Below are 14,787 nucleotides of genomic sequence, written 5' to 3'. Positions count from 1 at the left end.
TTTCGGGCGGTTTCGTATCGCTCCCGCATTGATTTCGCCATGGTGGCACGCCTCTCTCCAAGAGAGTCACTCTGCTCTCTTATAGCTAGGGATTAGTTACACCTATCCAAACAATCCCGAAGGACAAGTGGTACAACTACGGCTCCGGCACCACCGAGAGCGCCTTCCTCCACGGCATGGTGCAGGCGGCCGCGGGCGCGTACAAACACTTCGACTTCGAGAACGACGACGGTATGCGCTCCCTGTTCGAGACGGCGCTGCAATATCTCCACGGCATCCCCCGCGACTTCTACGGCGTCGACGTCGACGACGTGCGGGCACGGCTCCGCGCGGCGCTGGAGGACCCGACGGCGCTGCACGGGTGGCGGATTTCGCTCGACGGTGAGTGCACCGACGCCACCGAGGTCGACTTCGCGTACGCCGACGCGCTCGACTGATAGTGTTTATTGTAACTGTGAGACGATACCTATCCGCACGAGGGACGGAGCCGTCCGCGAACCCCGCGGCAAGTATCCGGACTGATACTGCCACGGCGACGACTAAGTACGTCGCCGCGGAAGGCGACCGCATGTCCCTCCACATCGATTCCCAGTCGACGTTCCCCACCACACCACTGGCCGTCGAATTCGGTGCCCTCACGGTCGCGCTCGTCTGTCTGGCCCTCTGGGCGCGACTCGTCCGCGGGGTCCTCTCCACTGTGGTAGCTCCGTCGGTTGACGGCGGCCTGCTGGCAACCGGCCTCGTGAGCGGGCTCCTCTCTCTCGTCGGGCTCCTCCTGTTTGCCGGCGCGTACGCCCGCATCCGCGACGCCGACGTGGGCCGGACACTCCCGGCCGCGAGCGACCTGCCCGCCCTCGCCGCCGCCGCGCTGACCCCCCTCCTGTTCGTCGCCGCGACCAAACTCGTCGGCGTCGCCACCGGCGTCCCGTACACCGCCCTGACGAAGACGGCCGTCGCCGCCGACGCGCCCCTCGGGCCGCTCCTGCTCGTCGCCGGCCTCGGCCTCCTCGTCGGCGTGCCCGCACTCGTCGTGACCTGTCAGCTCCTCGTACAGGGGAGTGCTGCCCGCGTCGTCGACGGCGACGCGGCCGTCGTCCTGACCACGCTCGTCGCCGGCTTCCTGCTGGTGGGCGACGCCGGCGGGTTGGCGACGCTGCCCGACCGCGGGCGACTCGCCGGCGTCGCCGTCTTCGCCGTTCTCCTCGGGGCCGCCGCGTTCGCGGGCCGACGGGCGAATCGGAACTCCCAACGCTACGCCGCCGTCGCCCCCGCTCTCGCGTTCGTCGTCCTCTCGGGCGTCGCGGGCGTCGACACGCTGGCCGGTGGGCTGTTCGCGCTCGCCCAACTCGCGACGCTCGCCGTCGCCGCCGCGGCCTACGACCGCACCGACTCGCTTCTCGTCCCCGCCGTTGCCTACGCGAGCCTCCTGCTCGCGAACCGGACCGTCGTGGTCGTCTTCGAGGCCGGGCTACGAGGCTGGTGACATAGGGCGGTGAAGGTCAGATCCACAGGAGACGATTTCGCCTCGTGACGCGGGTCGCTGGCTCACGGCTGCGCCGTTCGCCATTCCGAGACGCTCACGTCGTTCGCGTCTCGTGCTACTCGTTGGTTGGCGTCGGCAGAAATGCGCTGGCTGGGATATTGAACCACGGTCGTTTCGCTCACTGCGTTCGCGTCACTCCCCGATTCAAATCCCGGGAGGCGATTTTCGGATTCGGCAGACTCGCTCCGCTCGTCGACCGTAGAATCCGAAAAATGCGCTGGCTGGGATTTGAACCCAGGTTGTGACCATGGCAAGGTCACGTGATACCACTACACTACCAGCGCCCTTCGCATTGGGACCAAGCCGGGACGGATTATTAAGGGTTCCGAAATCCCGCCTCGAATGGCCGCCTGCGTGGGGACGAATGCCGTGTGACAGCCCCCCACGAAATGCCGTTTTGAGCCGTGTCAGGCCCTCACAGTCGCCCGCGCGCTTTCGCTACCCTTTTACCGGAGGATACGGTACGACCCTTACAGTCTAGTGACGTGACGCGAAACGGCCCGGCATGACGTTCAGCGTGCTCGTGCCGTCTTCCCTCGTCCGGGAAGCCGAGGACAAACGCGAGGCAACTCGCAAACTCGGTTACGTCGCCCGCGCGGCGACGGTGTTTCGGGCGGATCGGCTGGTCGTCTTCCCGGATCGGGACGGCGAGCGCCGATGGGGAGGCGGGTTCGTCGAGACGGTCCTGCGGTACGCCGCGACGCCCCCATACCTCAAAACCGAGGCGTGGGGGACGCGGGACGAACTGGAGTACGTCGGCGTGTTGCCGCCCCTTCGCGTCTCGTCACGGACCGGCTCCGGACCGGAGCGTCCGGGGTCGTTACAAGAGGGAATCGTGACCGAGGTCGGACCTGACGGCCGCGTTCGGGTCAATTGCGGACTGCAACACCCGATCTCCCTCCTCACTCCGGACGGACTGGAAGTCAAGGAGGGGGAGCGCGTCGCCATCAGGATCTCTTCGAGAGAGCCGGTCCGCGCACGGATCGTCGACGAACCCCTGCCGGGGTTCGAGGTCCAACGCGCGGACCTGCCGGACGTGCTGGCCCGCCCCGACGCCGGGGTTCGGATCGCCACCTCCGTCCACGGGACGGAACTGTCGGTCGGTCGCCTGACGGAACTCGTCGGGCGGATCGGCGACGGTGATCTGACGGTCGCCTTCGGGGCGCCCGGGCGCGGCCTTCCGGCCATCCTCGACGTGGCTGTCGAGGAAGTAGCCGCCGGCGGCGGCGAGGGCGTCGAACCCGATCCGGGGTTCGATCTCTGGCTGAATACGATTCCGCGACAGGGAAGCGAGACGGTGCGAACCGAGGAAGCGATGTTCGCGTCGCTCGCGCCCCTGACACTCACGGAGTAAATCCATGCCACAACCAAGCAGACCACGAAAAGGCTCGATGGGATTCGGTCCGCGCAAACGCGTGACCAGTGAAGTCCCGCGTATTCGCTCGTGGCCCGACGACGACGGCGCCCCCGCGCTGCAGGGGTTCGCCGGCTACAAAGCCGGCATGACCCACGTCGTCATGGTCAACGACGAGGCCAACTCCCCCCGCGAAGGAATGGAGGAGTCGGTCCCGGTGACCGTCGTCGAGACGCCGCCGATGCGCGCCGTTGCCCTGCGAGCCTACGAAGATACGTCGTACGGACTGAAGCCGGCAACCGAAGTGTGGACCGACGAGTTCCATCCGGAACTCTCGCGCACGCTCGACCTGCCGGCGGACAACAGCTTCGAGCCGGACGCCGACGCGCTCCGCGAGGCCGTCGAGGACGGTGAGGTCGACGACCTGCGGATGATCACGCATACGGTCCCGAGCGACCTGGCGAACGTCCCGAAAAAGAAGCCGGACGTGATGGAGACGCGAATCGGCGGCGGAGCGCTCTCCGAGCGCGCCGATTTCGCGCTCGACCTCCTCGCCGAGGGCGGCGAACACGCCATGTCGGACGTGTTCCGCGCCGGCGAGTACATGGACGCGAGCGGCATCACGAAAGGGAAGGGAACTCAGGGCCCCGTCAAGCGCTGGGGCGTCCAGAAGCGGAAGGGCAAGCACGCCCGGCAGGGCTGGCGGCGACGCATCGGGAACCTCGGGCCGTGGAACCCGTCCCGCGTGCGTTCGACCGTCCCCCAGCAGGGCCAGACGGGCTACCACCAGCGGACGGAACTCAACAAGCGCCTCATCGATATCGGTGAGGGCAGCGAGCCGTCCGTCGACGGTGGCTTCGTCAACTACGGCGAGGTCGATGGGCCGTACGCGCTCGTCAAGGGCTCGCTGCCGGGGCCGGACCAGCGCCTCCTGCGCTTTCGCCCGGCCGTCCGACCGAACGACCAGCCGCGCCTCGACCCCGAGGTGCGTTACGTGTCGACCGCATCCAATCAGGGATAACATATGCAAGCAACAGTACGCGATCTGAACGGCGAGGATGCGGGCACGGTGGACCTCCCCGAGGTCTTCGAGACGGCCTACCGGCCGGATCTCATCAAGCGTGCCGTCCTGGCCGCCCAGGCGAACCGAAAACAGGCGTACGGTGCCGACCCCTACGCCGGGCTGCGAACCCCGGCTGAGTCCTTCGGCAGCGGCCGCGGGATGGCCCACGTGCCCCGGGAGAACGGGCAGGGCGCCCGCGTGCCCCAGACGGTCGGCGGGCGCAAGGCGCACCCGCCGAAAGCGGAGAAGGACCAGGGCAAGGGAATCAACGACAAGGAGCGCAAACTCGCGATCCGGTCGGCCATCGCGGCGACGACCGACGCCGAGCGCGTGGCCGAGCGTGGGCACGCGTTCGATACGGATCTCGACCTCCCGCTCGTCGTCAGCGACGACTTCGAGGATCTGGTCAAGACCCGCGAGGTCGTCGACCTCCTCGAAGCGCTCGGCGTCGACGCGGACGTCGAACGCGCCGACGACGGCCGGACGGTCAAAGCCGGGCAGGGTAAGGCCCGTGGCCGGAAGTACCGCGAGCCCAAGTCGATCCTGTTCGTGACGAGCGAGGAGCCGTCGACGGCGGCCCGCAACCTCGCCGGCGCGGACGTGACGACGGCCGCGGAGGTCAACGCCGAGGAACTGGCGCCCGGCACGCACGCCGGCCGCTTGACGATCTGGACCGAGAGCGCCGTCGCGGAGGTGGCCGACCGATGAGCTCGATCATCGAGCATCCGCTGGTCACCGAGAAGGCGATGGACGAGATGGACTTCGACAACAAGCTCCAGTTCATCGTCGACATCGACGCGAACAAATCGGAGATCAGCGAGGCCATCGAGAGCCGCTACGACGTGACGATCACGAAAGTGAACACGCAGATCACCGCTCGCGGCGAGAAGAAGGCGGTCGTCGCCCTCTCGGCCGACGACGACGCACAGGAAATCGCCTCGCGAATCGGGGTGTTCTAAGATGGGACGACGCATTCAGGGCCAGCGGCGTGGTCGTGGTGGGCCAACCTTCCGTGCCCCCAGCCACCGCTACAAGGCCGAACTCAGTCACAAGAAGGACGAAGAGCGCGACACGATCAGCGGCGAGATCGTCGACATCGAACACGATCCGGCCCGCTCGGCGCCCATCGCCGCGGTGGAGTTCGAGGACGGGGACCAGCGGCTGGTGCTCGCCCCCGAGGGCGTGACGGTCGGCGAGACGATCCAGGTCGGTGTCTCCGCGGAGATCAAGCCGGGGAACACGCTCCCGCTGGCCGAGATTCCGGAAGGAGTCCCGGTCTGTAACGTCGAGAGCAGCCCTGGCGACGGCGGCAAGTTCGCCCGCGCCTCCGGCACGAGCGCCCAGCTCATGACCCACGACAAGCGCGTGGCGGTCGTGAAGCTACCGAGCGGCCAGGTCAAGCGCCTCAACCCGCAGTGTCGCGCCACTATCGGCGTGGTCGCGGGTGGCGGGCGGACGGAGAAGCCGTTCGTCAAGGCCGGCAACAAGCATCACAAGATGAAAGCGCGCGGCACGAAGTGGCCGCGCGTTCGCGGGGTCGCGATGAACGCCGTCGACCACCCGTTCGGTGGCGGCGGCCGGCAACACCCCGGCAAACCCAAATCCGTCTCGCGGAACGCTCCGCCGGGACGGAAAGTGGGTGACATCGCCTCGAAGCGAACCGGACGCGGAGGGAACAAATAATGAGCTCGGAATACCGAACCGGCCGCGAAGGTGAGTTCACCTACCGCGGTCACACGCTCGACGAGCTGCAGTCGATGTCGCTCGACGAGGTTGCGGAACTGCTCCCCGCTCGAATGCGGCGAACCATCACCCGAGGGCTCTCGGTCGAACACGAGAAGCTGCTCGAGACGGCACGGGACGCGGGCGAGGAGGAGACGGCGAACGACCCGATCCGAACCCACCTCCGTGATATGCCCATCGTGCCCGAGTTCGTGGGACTGACCTTCTCGGTCTACAACGGCCAGGAGTTCCAGCGCGTCCAGGTAGAGCCCGAGATGATCGGCCACTACCTCGGCGAGTTCCAGCTCACCCGAACCTCGGTCGAGCACGGCCAGGCCGGCATCGGCGCGACCCGGTCCTCGAAGTTCGTGCCACTCAAGTAACACATGGGAATCAACTACAGCGTCGAGGCCGACCCGGAGACGACCGCCAAGGCGATGCTCCGAGAGCGGCCCATCAGCCTCAAGCACAGCAAGGCCGTCGCCCGCGCGATCAAAGGAGAGACCGTCGCCGACGCCGAGGAGTATCTCCAGGCAGTCGTCGACGAGGAACGGTCCGTTCCGTTCAAACAGCACAACTCCGGGGTCGGTCACCGGAGCGACATCGACGGCTGGGACGCCGGTCGCTACCCCGAGAAGGCCAGCAAGGACTTCCTGAAGCTCATCGAGAACGCCCGCAACAACGCGGACGAACAGGGCTTCGAGGGCGAATCTATGACGATCAAACACGTCGCCGCCCACAAGGTCGGCGAACGACAGGGCCGGAAACCCCGCGCGTTCGGTCGCGCGGACCCGTGGAACACGACGCTCTGTGACGTGGAACTGATCATCGAGGAGGGTGAGGAATAATGGCAGACGAACACCAGTTCATCGAGAACGGACTGCAGCGCTCCCAGATCGACGAGTTCTTCGCGGACGAACTCGGCCGCGCGGGCTACGGCGGCATGGACGTCGCCAAGACCCCGATGGGGACCCAGATCGTCCTCAAGGCCGAAAAGCCCGGAATGGTCATCGGCAAGGGTGGGAAGAACATCCGGAAGGTGACCACGGAACTCGAGGAGCGGTTCGACCTCGACGACCCCCAGATCGACGTGCAGGAAGTCGACGAACCGGATCTGAACGCCCGCATCGTCGCGGACCGACTGGCCAATGCCTTAGAGCGTGGCTGGTACTTCCGCAAGGCGGGCCACACGACCATCGACCGAATCATGGAAGCCGGCGCCCTCGGCGCCGAGATCGTCCTGTCCGGGAAGGTCACCGGCGCGCGGAGCCGCGTCGAGAAGTTCAACCGGGGCTACATCAAGCACAACGGCGAACCCGCCGAGTCCATCGTGGACGAGGGCCAAGGCGTCGCCGTGATGAAACTCGGCACCATCGGCGTGACGGTGAAGATCATCCCGCCGGGCGCCGAACTCCCGGACGACTTCGAAATCGCCGAGGACGCCGATATCGAACCCGTCGAGCAGGCGGCCGAAACCGGCGGCGGCGTCGAGGAACTCCTCGAGGAAGAGCCCGAGGAGATCCCCGACGTCAGCGAAGGCGAGGAGGTCGACGTCCCGACCGAGACGCCCGACGACATCGAGGAGAGCCTCGACGAGGAGATCGTCGAGGAAGTCGTCGAGGAGGAACTGCCCGACGAGGACGCCGACGAATCCGACGACGCCGAGGCCGAGGCGTCCGACGAGGATGTCGACGAAGAGGTCGACGAGGAGACGATGGACGAGGCGGCCGATCTCGTCGAAGAGATGGAAGCCGCCGACGAGGAGGAGGACGCATAATGGCGATCCTACACGTTGCGGAGATTCGCGACATGACGCCCGCCGAACGCGAGGCGGAACTCGAGGAACTCGAGACGGAACTGCTGAACGCCAAGGCCGTCCAGGCCGCCGGCGGGATGCCCGACAACCCCTCTCGACCCGGCGAACTGAAAAAGACCATCGCGCGGATCAAGACGATCCAGCGCGAAGAGGGCGATATCTGATGGCGCTCACACCCGAGACCCTGACCCGACACGAACTCGTCGGCCTGCACGCGCGGGTCGTCGAGTCGACGAATCCCGACGCAGTCGGGATCAACGGCCGCGTCGTTAGCGAGACGATGCGGACGCTCGTCGTCGAGGGGGATCGGGTGTGGCGACTCCCCAAGCAGGGGACGACATTCGAGTTTGCCCTACCGCGTACAGATGAAGCCGCCGACGCCGAGAAGGCGTCGGGGACCGCGTCCGAACTTCCGTCGGAAACTGCCAGCCGAACTGGTCAGTCTGCCGGTTGCGAGGACGTGGCCTACGTTACGGTGGATGGCGCACGACTGCTCTCACGACCCGCCTTGCGAACCGAGAAGGCAGGTGTATCCACATGGCGATAGGACTGAACGTAACCGAACCGGAGGAGGCCTGTTCCGACCAGCACTGTCCGTTCCACGGCTCGTTGTCCGTGCGCGGGCAGACGCTGGAGGGCACGGTCGCCTCCACAGCAATGGAAAAGACGGTCGTCGTCGAGCGCGAATACGACGTTCGCGTTCCGAAGTACGACCGATACATGAAACGCCGGAGTCGCGTTCCGGCCCACGCACCCCCGTGTCTGGGCCTGGAGGAAGGCGACACGGTCCGCATCGCGGAGACCCGACCCCTCTCGAAGACCAAATCACACGTGGTCGTCGAGAAACTGGGAGGTGACGCGTGATGGAGGCGCTGAAAGCCGACGTCACTCGTGGCCTCGCCAAGGGATCGCTGATCAACTGCGCCGACAACACGGGCGCACGCCAGCTGAAGGTCATCAGCGTCGCGGGCTACTCCGGAACCAAGAACCGACACCCCAAAGCGGGCATCGGCGATAAGGTGACCGTTTCGGTCACCAAGGGCACGCCGGAAATGCGCCGGCAGGTGCTGGAGGCGGTCGTCGTCCGCCAGCGCAAGCCCATCCGCCGCCCCAGCGGCACGCGCGTCAAATTCGAGGACAACGCCGCCGTCGTCATCGACGACATGGAAGAGCCTCGCGGGACCGAGATCAAGGGTCCCGTCGCGCGGGAAGTCGCCGAACGCTTCGGGAGCATCGCATCCACGGCAACGATGATCGTATGACTCGACAGCCACGCAAACAGCGCACGCAGACACGAACGGCGCCCCTGCACGAGCGACACGAACAGGTCAAGGCCACGCTCGCGGACGACCTCCGAGAGGAGTACGGCCAGCGATCGGTTCGCGTCAACGCGGGCGACACCGTCGAAGTGCTCCGCGGCGACCACGCCGGCGAGGAAGCCGACGTGATCGCGGTGGATCTCAAAGACGGCGTCGTCCACGTCGAGGATGTGACCGTCGAGAAGGCCGACGGCGAAGAAGTGCCCCGGCCGCTCGACGCGAGCAACCTCCGTGTGACCGACCTCGATCTGGAGGACGACCGCAGACGGGCGCGACTGGAGGATAGCGAATGACGCGACATCAGAAACGACTCTCGGTCCCGAAGTCCTGGCCGGTCGAACGGAAGACCGCGACGTGGACGGTCAAGGCCGACGCCGGTCCGCACGGCGAGGCGGGGGTTCCCCTGCTCATCGTCCTGCGGGACGTGCTCGGCTACGTCGACTCGCGGAAGGAAGCCAACTACGCGCTCAACGAGGGCGGCGTCTACGTCAACGGCGACGTGCCGTCGAGCGTCGAACGCCCCATCGGGATGTTCGACATCCTCGCGTTCCCCGAGCGTGAGGAGTTCTACCGAGTGTTCCCGGACGAAGGCGGTCGGCTGGCGCTGACGCCCGTCGACGCCGACGCGGCCGGAAGCCGCCTCGGCAAGATCGCCCGCAAGACGCAGGTCACCGGCGGCGACATCCAGTTGACGCTCCACGACGGCGCGAACGTTCGCGTCGACGCGGGGACGGAGTACGCCACCGGCGACTCGCTCGTCGTCGACAACGAGACCAAAGACATCGTCGCCCACTTCGTCTACGAGGAGGGTGCACTCGTGACCGCCGTCGCCGGCAGCCACGCCGGCGAGATCGGTACGATCGAGGACATCACCGTCACGCCCGGTAGCGGCGACAACGTCGTCACCGTCTCCCAGGACGACGACGAGGGCTTCGAGACGGTCGAGGAGTACGTCGTCGTGATCGACGAGAACTTCACCGAGGAGGCTGACGAATGAGCGACGCCGAATCCGCCGAGTTCCACGAGATGCGCGAACCGCGAATCGAAAAAGTCGTCGTCCACATGGGCGTCGGCGAAGGCGGTCGCGAACTCGCGGACGCCGAGGACATTCTGGAGGCCGTGACCGGCCAGCGGAGCGTACGGACGAGCGCCAAGCGGACCGTCCAGGAGTTCAACATCCGCGAGGGCGACCCCATCGGTGCGAAGGTGACGCTGCGCGACGAGGCCGCCGAGGAGTTCCTCGAGACGGCGCTCGCGCTGGTCGATCTCTCGGCCTCGCAGTTCGACGAGACCGGCAACTTCAGCTTCGGTATCGAGGAACACACCGAGTTCCCGAGTCAGGAGTACGACCCGAACGTCGGGATCTACGGGCTCGACGTGACGGTCAACCTGGTGCGGCCGGGCTACCGCGTCGCAAAGCGCGATAAGGTGTCGCGCTCGATCCCGTCGGGGCACCGCCTCGACGCCGCGGACGCGGTGTCGTTCCTCGAATCCAACTTCGACGTCGAGGTGACAGAATGAGTGAATCACAGGACGAACAGGACGTGACCGGCGAGCACGCCTCGCCCCGAACCGGCGACCGACACCAGTGTCGTCGGTGCGGGCGCAAGCAGGGACTCGTCGGCAAATACGACATCTTCCTGTGTCGGCAGTGCTTCCGAGAGGTCGCACGCGACATGGGCTTCAAGAAGTATCGATAACAATGGCAGGGAACGACCCCCTCTCGAACGCGCTCTCGGGACTCGACAACGCCGAGAGCGTGGGACATCTGTCCCACACGGTACAGCCCGCCTCGAACGTGATCGGATCGGTACTCGAGGTCTTCTACGACCGCGGGTACATCGACGGCTTCGAGTTCGTCGACGACGGCAAGTCCGGTCGCTTCGAGATCGAACTGAAAGGTGCGATCAACCAGTGTGGCGTCGTCAAGCCCCGCTACTCGGCGGGCGCCGACGAGTACGAAAAGTGGGAGAAACGGTATCTCCCCGCCCGCGACTACGGGGCACTCGTCGTCACGACCAGTCACGGCGTCATGAGCCACTACGAGGCCCGCGAACGGGGCATCGGTGGCCAGGTGATCGCGTACGTCTACTAACAATGAACCGAACAGAACTCGAGATTCCGGACGACGTGTCCGCCGAGATGGACCATCTCGACCTGACCGTCGAGGGACCGAACGGGAGCGTCACGCGACGCCTCTGGTACCCCGACGTGTCGGTGTCCGTCGAGGGCGACCACGTGGTAATCGAGAGTGAGGCCGACGACGCCAGCACGCGTTCGACGGTCGGCACCTTCGAGAGCCACGTCCAGAACATGCTCCACGGCGTGACCGAGGGGTGGGAGTATCAGATGGAAATCTTCTACGCTCACTTCCCGATGCAGGTCACCGTCGAGGGCGACGAGGTCGTCATCGAGAACTTCCTCGGCGAACGCGCGCCGCGGACGGTTCCGATCCGCGGCGACACGGAGGTACAGGTCGACGGCGAGGAGATCAGCCTCTCCGGCCCCGACAAGGAGGCCGTCGGACAGACCGCCGCCGACATCGAACAGTTGACGCGGGTCAACGACAAGGACACCCGCGTCTTCCAGGACGGCGTCTACATCACGAAGAAACCGAAGGCAGGTGGCGCGTAGATGAGCGACGCAGAAGACGACATCCAAGAGATCGAAGACATCGGTGGTGTCGGCCCCTCGAAGGCCGAGGCGCTCCGCGACGCCGGCTACGAGTCCATCGAGGACCTCAAGGCTGCGAGCCAGTCCGAACTCGCCGACATCGACGGCGTCGGCAACGCCCTCGCCGCACGGATCAAAGCGGACGTGGGTGGTCTCGAAGTCAGCGAGGAGACCGAAGCCGAAGTCGAAGAGGAGATCGAGGAGGACGTCGAGGAAAGCGAGGACGTAGAGACGGAACTCCGTCCCCGCGGCCACGCCGACAAGACCCCGGACCTCGACGACGAGGCCGCCCGGGCGCTCGTTCAGAAGCGCCGGCAGGGCAAGCCACAGTTCAACCGGCAAGACTACCACAAGAAAAAGCGCACCCCGACCTCGTGGCGACAGCCGCGCGGGAACCTCTCGAAACAGCGCCGCGGGATCAAAGGCAAGGGCGCGACCGTCGAGGCGGGCTACCGCTCGCCGGCGGCCGCCCGTGGCCTGCACCCGAGCGGCTTCGAGGAGGTTCGAGTCCACAACACGGACGACCTGGAGGGGGTCGACCCCGACAGCGAGGCCGTTCGCATCGCGAGCGGCGTGGGCGGACGCAAGCGCGAGCGGATCGAAGACGTCTGTGAGGACCGCGAGATTCGCGTCCTCAACCCGACGTACGTCGAGGTCGAAGTCGAGACGGAGGACAAAGCATGACGGATCTGAGCGCACAGAAACGGCTCGCGGCCGACGTACTCGACGTTGGCAAGGACCGCGTCTGGTTCGACCCCGAAGCGCAGGGCGAAATCGCGGACGCGATCACCCGCGAGGACATCCGTGACCTGGTCGATCAGGGCACGATCCAGCAGAAAGACGCGTCGAACAACTCGCGTGGCCGTGCCCGCGAACGGGCGGACAAGCAGGCGTACGGTCATCGGACCGGCGCCGGCACCCGTCGCGGGACGGCCGGCGCGCGCGAGAACGAAAAGGCGAACTGGACGAGTCGAATCCGTGCCCAGCGGCGTCGTCTGCGCGAGTTGCGCGACGACGGCCCCCTCGACCGCACCCAGTACCGCGAGCTCTACAACAAGGCTGGCGGTGGGGAGTTCGAGAGCGTGGCGCGACTCGAAGCGTACATCGAGAACAACTACGACGTTGAGGTGAACGACTGATGGCAACAGGCCCACGATACAAGGTCCCGATGCGGCGCCGCCGCGAGGACCGAACCGACTACCACCAGAGGTTGCGCCTGCTGAAATCCGGCAAGCCACGCCTGGTTGCTCGCGTGAGCAACCGGCACGTCAGGGCGCAGCTGATCACTCCCGGTCCGAGCGGTGACGAGACACACGCGGCCGCCTCCTCCGAGGACCTCGCCGAGTACGGCTGGGACGCCCCGACGGGCAACCTCCCCAGCGCGTACCTGACGGGGTATCTCGCGGGGATGCGGGCGCTCGATGCCGGCCTCACGGAGGCCGTCCTCGACATCGGTCTCAACACGGCGACGCCGGGCAACAAGGTGTTCGCAGTACAGGAAGGCGCAATCGACGCGGGACTCGAGATTCCGCACAGCGAGAGCGTCCTCGCGGACTGGTCGCGAAACCGAGGCGAGCATATCGCCGAGTACGCCGAACAGCTGGACGAACCGCTGTACGGCGGCGACTTCGACGCGACGGCGCTTCCCGAGCACTTCGACGAAGTGCGCGAACGACTGATGGAGGACAATGAGCAGTAACGATTACGGCGACGGCTGGGAACCGCGCACGCGGCTCGGCCGCAAGGTACAGGACGGCGACATCTCGTCGATGAAGGCAGCACTGGAGTCCGGTCTCCCGCTGAAGGAGGCCGAAATCGTCGATCAGCTCCTTCCGGGGCTGGACGACGAGGTGCTCGACATCAACATGGTCCAGCGCATGACCGACTCCGGGCGCCGGGTGAAGTTCCGGTGTGTCGTCGCAGTGGGCAACCGCGACGGCTACCTCGGCTACGCCGAGGCCCGTGACGATCAGGTCGGCTCCGCCATCCAGAAGGCCATCGACGTTGCCAAGCTGAACATCATCGAGGTCGACCGTGGCTCGGGGTCCTGGGAGGACCGCGCGGGCGGCGTCAACTCCCTGACCCGGAAGGCGACGGGCAAAGCCGGCTCGGTCACCGTCGAGATCATTCCCGCCCCGCAGGGGCTGGGGCTGGCAGCCGCACCCACGGTGCGGAACATCCTCGAACTCGCGGGCGTTCAGGACGCCTGGACGAAGTCCAACGGTAACACCCGGACGACCGTCAACCTCGCGAAGGCGACGTACAACGCGCTCCAGAACGCGTCGCAGTCGCGGACGCCCCAGCGGGCGCGACGCAAGCAGCGCGAGGTGAACGAGTGATGGAAGCGCTCGTCCAGATCCGCGGCGAGGTGAACATCTCCGGTGACGTGCAGGATACGCTCTCGATGCTCAACCTGCACGCCGTCAACCAGTGTACGCTGGTGCCCGAGACGGACACCTATCGCGGCATGATCACGAAGGTGAACGACTACGTCGCCCACGGCGAACCGTCGGCCGACGTGGTGGCGACGCTCATCCGTCGTCGTGCCGAACCCCTCGAAGGCTCGGTCGACATCGACGACGAGTGGACCGCGGCCAACACCGACTACGACGGCGTGGACGAGTTGGCGGCGGCGCTGGTCGACGAGGAGACGACGCTCCGCGACGAGGGGCTCTCCCCATCGATCCGGCTTCACCCGCCGCGTGGTGGCCACGAGGGCGTCAAGCACCCGACCGTCGAGAGCGGACAACTCGGCAAACACTCCACCGAGGAGATCGACCGACTGCTGGAGGCCATGCGATGACGAACAAGAAAAAACGCCAGCGCGGCTCCAGGACACACGGTGGCGGCACCCACAAGAACCGGCGCGGCGCCGGTCACCGTGGCGGTCGCGGCCGCGCGGGCCGCTCCAAACACGAGTTCCACAACTACGAACCGATCGGCAAACACGGCTTCAAGCGCCCCGAGAGCGCGAAAGACGACGTCGTCGAGGTGACGGTGCAGGAACTCGACGAGAACGCCGTCCTCTACGTCGCCGACGGGGTTGCCGAGGAGACGGGCGACGGCTACCACATCGACGCCCGCGACGTGGTCGACGACGGCTACGAGGCCGACGTGGTGAAGGTGCTCGGTGACGGACAGGTCCGCAACGAACTGTCGGTCGTCGCCGACGCGTTCACCGCGAGCGCGGTCGAAAAGATCGAATCCGCCGGCGGAAGCGCGGCCCTCTCCGAACGCGGCGAGGCGGCCGAAGCCGAGAAGGCGGACGACTCCGAGGAGTCGGACGAGGAGTAACCC

The 14,787-nt window shown here is 66.5% G+C and carries 24 protein-coding genes, 1 tRNA gene and 2 pseudogenes; 26 read left to right on the top strand and 1 reads right to left on the bottom strand.

Translation table 11 applies throughout. The features are described from left to right. Positions 1-119: 119 nt before the first annotated feature. Positions 120-437, top strand: a pseudogene (locus tag HALNA_RS08890) (DUF309 domain-containing protein); the annotation flags it as partial. A gap of 131 nt (positions 438-568) precedes the next feature. Beyond that, positions 569-1,483, top strand: coding sequence for a hypothetical protein (locus HALNA_RS08885; protein ID WP_049936032.1), 915 nt, complete (start codon positions 569-571; stop codon positions 1,481-1,483). Positions 1,484-1,756: 273 nt separating this feature from the next. Here HALNA_RS08885 and HALNA_RS08880 read toward each other — a convergent pair. Then, positions 1,757-1,827, bottom strand: a tRNA-Gly gene (locus HALNA_RS08880). Between the two features lie 221 nt (positions 1,828-2,048). Here HALNA_RS08880 and HALNA_RS08875 point away from each other — a divergent pair. From HALNA_RS08875 to HALNA_RS08760, 24 genes and pseudogenes are all read left to right on the top strand, one after another. Beyond that, positions 2,049-2,897: a putative RNA uridine N3 methyltransferase gene (locus HALNA_RS08875; protein WP_049936031.1), complete on the top strand. Its 849-nt coding sequence runs from the start codon at positions 2,049-2,051 to the stop codon at positions 2,895-2,897. Between the two features lie 4 nt (positions 2,898-2,901). Then, on the top strand, positions 2,902-3,918 hold the full coding sequence (locus HALNA_RS08870; RefSeq protein ID WP_049936030.1) for a 50S ribosomal protein L3: 1,017 nt from the start codon (positions 2,902-2,904) through the stop codon (positions 3,916-3,918). Between the two features lie 3 nt (positions 3,919-3,921). Continuing rightward, positions 3,922-4,668 (top strand): 50S ribosomal protein L4, encoded by a 747-nt coding sequence (rpl4p, locus tag HALNA_RS08865; protein WP_049936029.1) that lies wholly within the window; start codon positions 3,922-3,924, stop codon positions 4,666-4,668. Continuing rightward, positions 4,665-4,919 (top strand): 50S ribosomal protein L23, encoded by a 255-nt coding sequence (locus HALNA_RS08860; RefSeq protein WP_049936028.1) that lies wholly within the window; start codon positions 4,665-4,667, stop codon positions 4,917-4,919. The genes rpl4p and HALNA_RS08860 overlap by 4 nt, the downstream gene beginning before the upstream one ends. Beyond that, positions 4,912-5,643, top strand: a pseudogene (locus HALNA_RS08855) (50S ribosomal protein L2); the annotation flags it as partial. The gene HALNA_RS08860 and the pseudogene HALNA_RS08855, both read left to right, overlap by 8 nt. After that, positions 5,643-6,065: a 30S ribosomal protein S19 gene (locus tag HALNA_RS08850; protein WP_049936026.1), complete on the top strand. Its 423-nt coding sequence runs from the start codon at positions 5,643-5,645 to the stop codon at positions 6,063-6,065. The pseudogene HALNA_RS08855 and the gene HALNA_RS08850, both read left to right, overlap by 1 nt. A gap of 3 nt (positions 6,066-6,068) precedes the next feature. Next, on the top strand, positions 6,069-6,530 hold the full coding sequence (locus HALNA_RS08845; RefSeq protein WP_049936025.1) for a 50S ribosomal protein L22: 462 nt from the start codon (positions 6,069-6,071) through the stop codon (positions 6,528-6,530). Next, the gene (locus tag HALNA_RS08840; protein WP_049936024.1) at positions 6,530-7,459 is read left to right on the top strand and encodes a 30S ribosomal protein S3; all 930 of its coding nucleotides are present in this window, start codon (positions 6,530-6,532) and stop codon (positions 7,457-7,459) included. The genes HALNA_RS08845 and HALNA_RS08840 overlap by 1 nt, the downstream gene beginning before the upstream one ends. Continuing rightward, a complete protein-coding gene (rpmC, locus tag HALNA_RS08835) occupies positions 7,459-7,662 on the top strand; it encodes a 50S ribosomal protein L29 (RefSeq protein ID WP_049936023.1) in 204 nt (67 codons plus the stop codon). Before HALNA_RS08840 ends, rpmC begins: the two co-directional genes overlap by 1 nt. Then, positions 7,662-8,045, top strand: a complete 384-nt coding sequence (locus HALNA_RS08830) for a ribonuclease P protein component 1 (RefSeq protein ID WP_049936022.1) — start codon at positions 7,662-7,664, stop codon at positions 8,043-8,045. Before rpmC ends, HALNA_RS08830 begins: the two co-directional genes overlap by 1 nt. Then, entirely contained in the window at positions 8,036-8,362 is a 327-nt protein-coding gene (locus HALNA_RS08825; RefSeq protein WP_049936021.1) for a 30S ribosomal protein S17, read from the top strand. The genes HALNA_RS08830 and HALNA_RS08825 overlap by 10 nt, the downstream gene beginning before the upstream one ends. After that, complete coding sequence (locus HALNA_RS08820; protein ID WP_049936020.1) at positions 8,362-8,760, top strand: 50S ribosomal protein L14; 399 nt, start codon at positions 8,362-8,364, stop codon at positions 8,758-8,760. The genes HALNA_RS08825 and HALNA_RS08820 overlap by 1 nt, the downstream gene beginning before the upstream one ends. Further along, positions 8,757-9,110, top strand: coding sequence for a 50S ribosomal protein L24 (rplX, locus tag HALNA_RS08815; protein WP_049936019.1), 354 nt, complete (start codon positions 8,757-8,759; stop codon positions 9,108-9,110). Before HALNA_RS08820 ends, rplX begins: the two co-directional genes overlap by 4 nt. After that, the gene (locus HALNA_RS08810; protein ID WP_049936018.1) at positions 9,107-9,814 is read left to right on the top strand and encodes a 30S ribosomal protein S4e; all 708 of its coding nucleotides are present in this window, start codon (positions 9,107-9,109) and stop codon (positions 9,812-9,814) included. Before rplX ends, HALNA_RS08810 begins: the two co-directional genes overlap by 4 nt. Further along, positions 9,811-10,338, top strand: coding sequence for a 50S ribosomal protein L5 (locus tag HALNA_RS08805; RefSeq protein WP_049936017.1), 528 nt, complete (start codon positions 9,811-9,813; stop codon positions 10,336-10,338). Before HALNA_RS08810 ends, HALNA_RS08805 begins: the two co-directional genes overlap by 4 nt. Further along, complete coding sequence (locus tag HALNA_RS08800) at positions 10,335-10,517, top strand: 30S ribosomal protein S14 (protein WP_049936016.1); 183 nt, start codon at positions 10,335-10,337, stop codon at positions 10,515-10,517. The genes HALNA_RS08805 and HALNA_RS08800 overlap by 4 nt, the downstream gene beginning before the upstream one ends. 2 nt (positions 10,518-10,519) lie before the next feature. Beyond that, on the top strand, positions 10,520-10,912 hold the full coding sequence (locus tag HALNA_RS08795; protein WP_049936015.1) for a 30S ribosomal protein S8: 393 nt from the start codon (positions 10,520-10,522) through the stop codon (positions 10,910-10,912). 2 nt (positions 10,913-10,914) lie between these two features. Then, positions 10,915-11,451 (top strand): 50S ribosomal protein L6, encoded by a 537-nt coding sequence (locus HALNA_RS08790; protein WP_049936014.1) that lies wholly within the window; start codon positions 10,915-10,917, stop codon positions 11,449-11,451. Beyond that, positions 11,452-12,174 carry a 50S ribosomal protein L32e gene (locus tag HALNA_RS08785; protein WP_049936013.1) on the top strand — a complete coding sequence of 241 codons (723 nt, stop codon included), beginning with the start codon at positions 11,452-11,454 and terminating at the stop codon, positions 12,172-12,174. Next, a complete protein-coding gene (locus tag HALNA_RS08780; protein WP_049936012.1) occupies positions 12,171-12,629 on the top strand; it encodes a 50S ribosomal protein L19e in 459 nt (152 codons plus the stop codon). Before HALNA_RS08785 ends, HALNA_RS08780 begins: the two co-directional genes overlap by 4 nt. After that, positions 12,629-13,189 (top strand): 50S ribosomal protein L18, encoded by a 561-nt coding sequence (locus tag HALNA_RS08775; protein WP_049936011.1) that lies wholly within the window; start codon positions 12,629-12,631, stop codon positions 13,187-13,189. Before HALNA_RS08780 ends, HALNA_RS08775 begins: the two co-directional genes overlap by 1 nt. Next, on the top strand, positions 13,179-13,829 hold the full coding sequence (locus tag HALNA_RS08770) for a 30S ribosomal protein S5 (RefSeq protein WP_049936010.1): 651 nt from the start codon (positions 13,179-13,181) through the stop codon (positions 13,827-13,829). Before HALNA_RS08775 ends, HALNA_RS08770 begins: the two co-directional genes overlap by 11 nt. After that, positions 13,829-14,293 (top strand): 50S ribosomal protein L30, encoded by a 465-nt coding sequence (rpmD, locus tag HALNA_RS08765; protein WP_049936009.1) that lies wholly within the window; start codon positions 13,829-13,831, stop codon positions 14,291-14,293. Before HALNA_RS08770 ends, rpmD begins: the two co-directional genes overlap by 1 nt. Further along, positions 14,290-14,784: an uL15m family ribosomal protein gene (locus HALNA_RS08760; RefSeq protein ID WP_049936008.1), complete on the top strand. Its 495-nt coding sequence runs from the start codon at positions 14,290-14,292 to the stop codon at positions 14,782-14,784. Before rpmD ends, HALNA_RS08760 begins: the two co-directional genes overlap by 4 nt. Positions 14,785-14,787: the final 3 nt, after the last annotated feature.

Origin of the sequence: Haloplanus natans DSM 17983 (assembly GCF_000427685.1) — an archaeon.
GTDB classification, from domain to species: Archaea; Halobacteriota; Halobacteria; order Halobacteriales; family Haloferacaceae; genus Haloplanus; species Haloplanus natans.
This window is presented reverse-complemented; position numbering and strand designations above follow the sequence as displayed.

Coding starts and splice junctions, on each gene's coding strand:
- HALNA_RS08860 (WP_049936028.1), top strand. CDS start 4,665: ATGAGCTCGATCATCGAGCATCCGCTGGTCACCGAGAAGGCGATGGAC.
- HALNA_RS08760 (WP_049936008.1), top strand. CDS start 14,290: ATGACGAACAAGAAAAAACGCCAGCGCGGCTCCAGGACACACGGTGGC.
- HALNA_RS08800 (WP_049936016.1), top strand. CDS start 10,335: ATGAGTGAATCACAGGACGAACAGGACGTGACCGGCGAGCACGCCTCG.
- HALNA_RS08875 (WP_049936031.1), top strand. CDS start 2,049: ATGACGTTCAGCGTGCTCGTGCCGTCTTCCCTCGTCCGGGAAGCCGAG.
- HALNA_RS08825 (WP_049936021.1), top strand. CDS start 8,036: ATGGCGATAGGACTGAACGTAACCGAACCGGAGGAGGCCTGTTCCGAC.
- HALNA_RS08770 (WP_049936010.1), top strand. CDS start 13,179: ATGAGCAGTAACGATTACGGCGACGGCTGGGAACCGCGCACGCGGCTC.
- HALNA_RS08840 (WP_049936024.1), top strand. CDS start 6,530: ATGGCAGACGAACACCAGTTCATCGAGAACGGACTGCAGCGCTCCCAG.
- HALNA_RS08870 (WP_049936030.1), top strand. CDS start 2,902: ATGCCACAACCAAGCAGACCACGAAAAGGCTCGATGGGATTCGGTCCG.
- rplX (WP_049936019.1), top strand. CDS start 8,757: ATGACTCGACAGCCACGCAAACAGCGCACGCAGACACGAACGGCGCCC.
- HALNA_RS08830 (WP_049936022.1), top strand. CDS start 7,662: ATGGCGCTCACACCCGAGACCCTGACCCGACACGAACTCGTCGGCCTG.
- HALNA_RS08805 (WP_049936017.1), top strand. CDS start 9,811: ATGAGCGACGCCGAATCCGCCGAGTTCCACGAGATGCGCGAACCGCGA.
- HALNA_RS08820 (WP_049936020.1), top strand. CDS start 8,362: ATGGAGGCGCTGAAAGCCGACGTCACTCGTGGCCTCGCCAAGGGATCG.
- rpmC (WP_049936023.1), top strand. CDS start 7,459: ATGGCGATCCTACACGTTGCGGAGATTCGCGACATGACGCCCGCCGAA.
- HALNA_RS08785 (WP_049936013.1), top strand. CDS start 11,452: ATGAGCGACGCAGAAGACGACATCCAAGAGATCGAAGACATCGGTGGT.
- HALNA_RS08795 (WP_049936015.1), top strand. CDS start 10,520: ATGGCAGGGAACGACCCCCTCTCGAACGCGCTCTCGGGACTCGACAAC.
- HALNA_RS08790 (WP_049936014.1), top strand. CDS start 10,915: ATGAACCGAACAGAACTCGAGATTCCGGACGACGTGTCCGCCGAGATG.
- HALNA_RS08850 (WP_049936026.1), top strand. CDS start 5,643: ATGAGCTCGGAATACCGAACCGGCCGCGAAGGTGAGTTCACCTACCGC.
- rpmD (WP_049936009.1), top strand. CDS start 13,829: ATGGAAGCGCTCGTCCAGATCCGCGGCGAGGTGAACATCTCCGGTGAC.
- HALNA_RS08775 (WP_049936011.1), top strand. CDS start 12,629: ATGGCAACAGGCCCACGATACAAGGTCCCGATGCGGCGCCGCCGCGAG.
- rpl4p (WP_049936029.1), top strand. CDS start 3,922: ATGCAAGCAACAGTACGCGATCTGAACGGCGAGGATGCGGGCACGGTG.
- HALNA_RS08810 (WP_049936018.1), top strand. CDS start 9,107: ATGACGCGACATCAGAAACGACTCTCGGTCCCGAAGTCCTGGCCGGTC.
- HALNA_RS08845 (WP_049936025.1), top strand. CDS start 6,069: ATGGGAATCAACTACAGCGTCGAGGCCGACCCGGAGACGACCGCCAAG.
- HALNA_RS08780 (WP_049936012.1), top strand. CDS start 12,171: ATGACGGATCTGAGCGCACAGAAACGGCTCGCGGCCGACGTACTCGAC.
- HALNA_RS08885 (WP_049936032.1), top strand. CDS start 569: ATGTCCCTCCACATCGATTCCCAGTCGACGTTCCCCACCACACCACTG.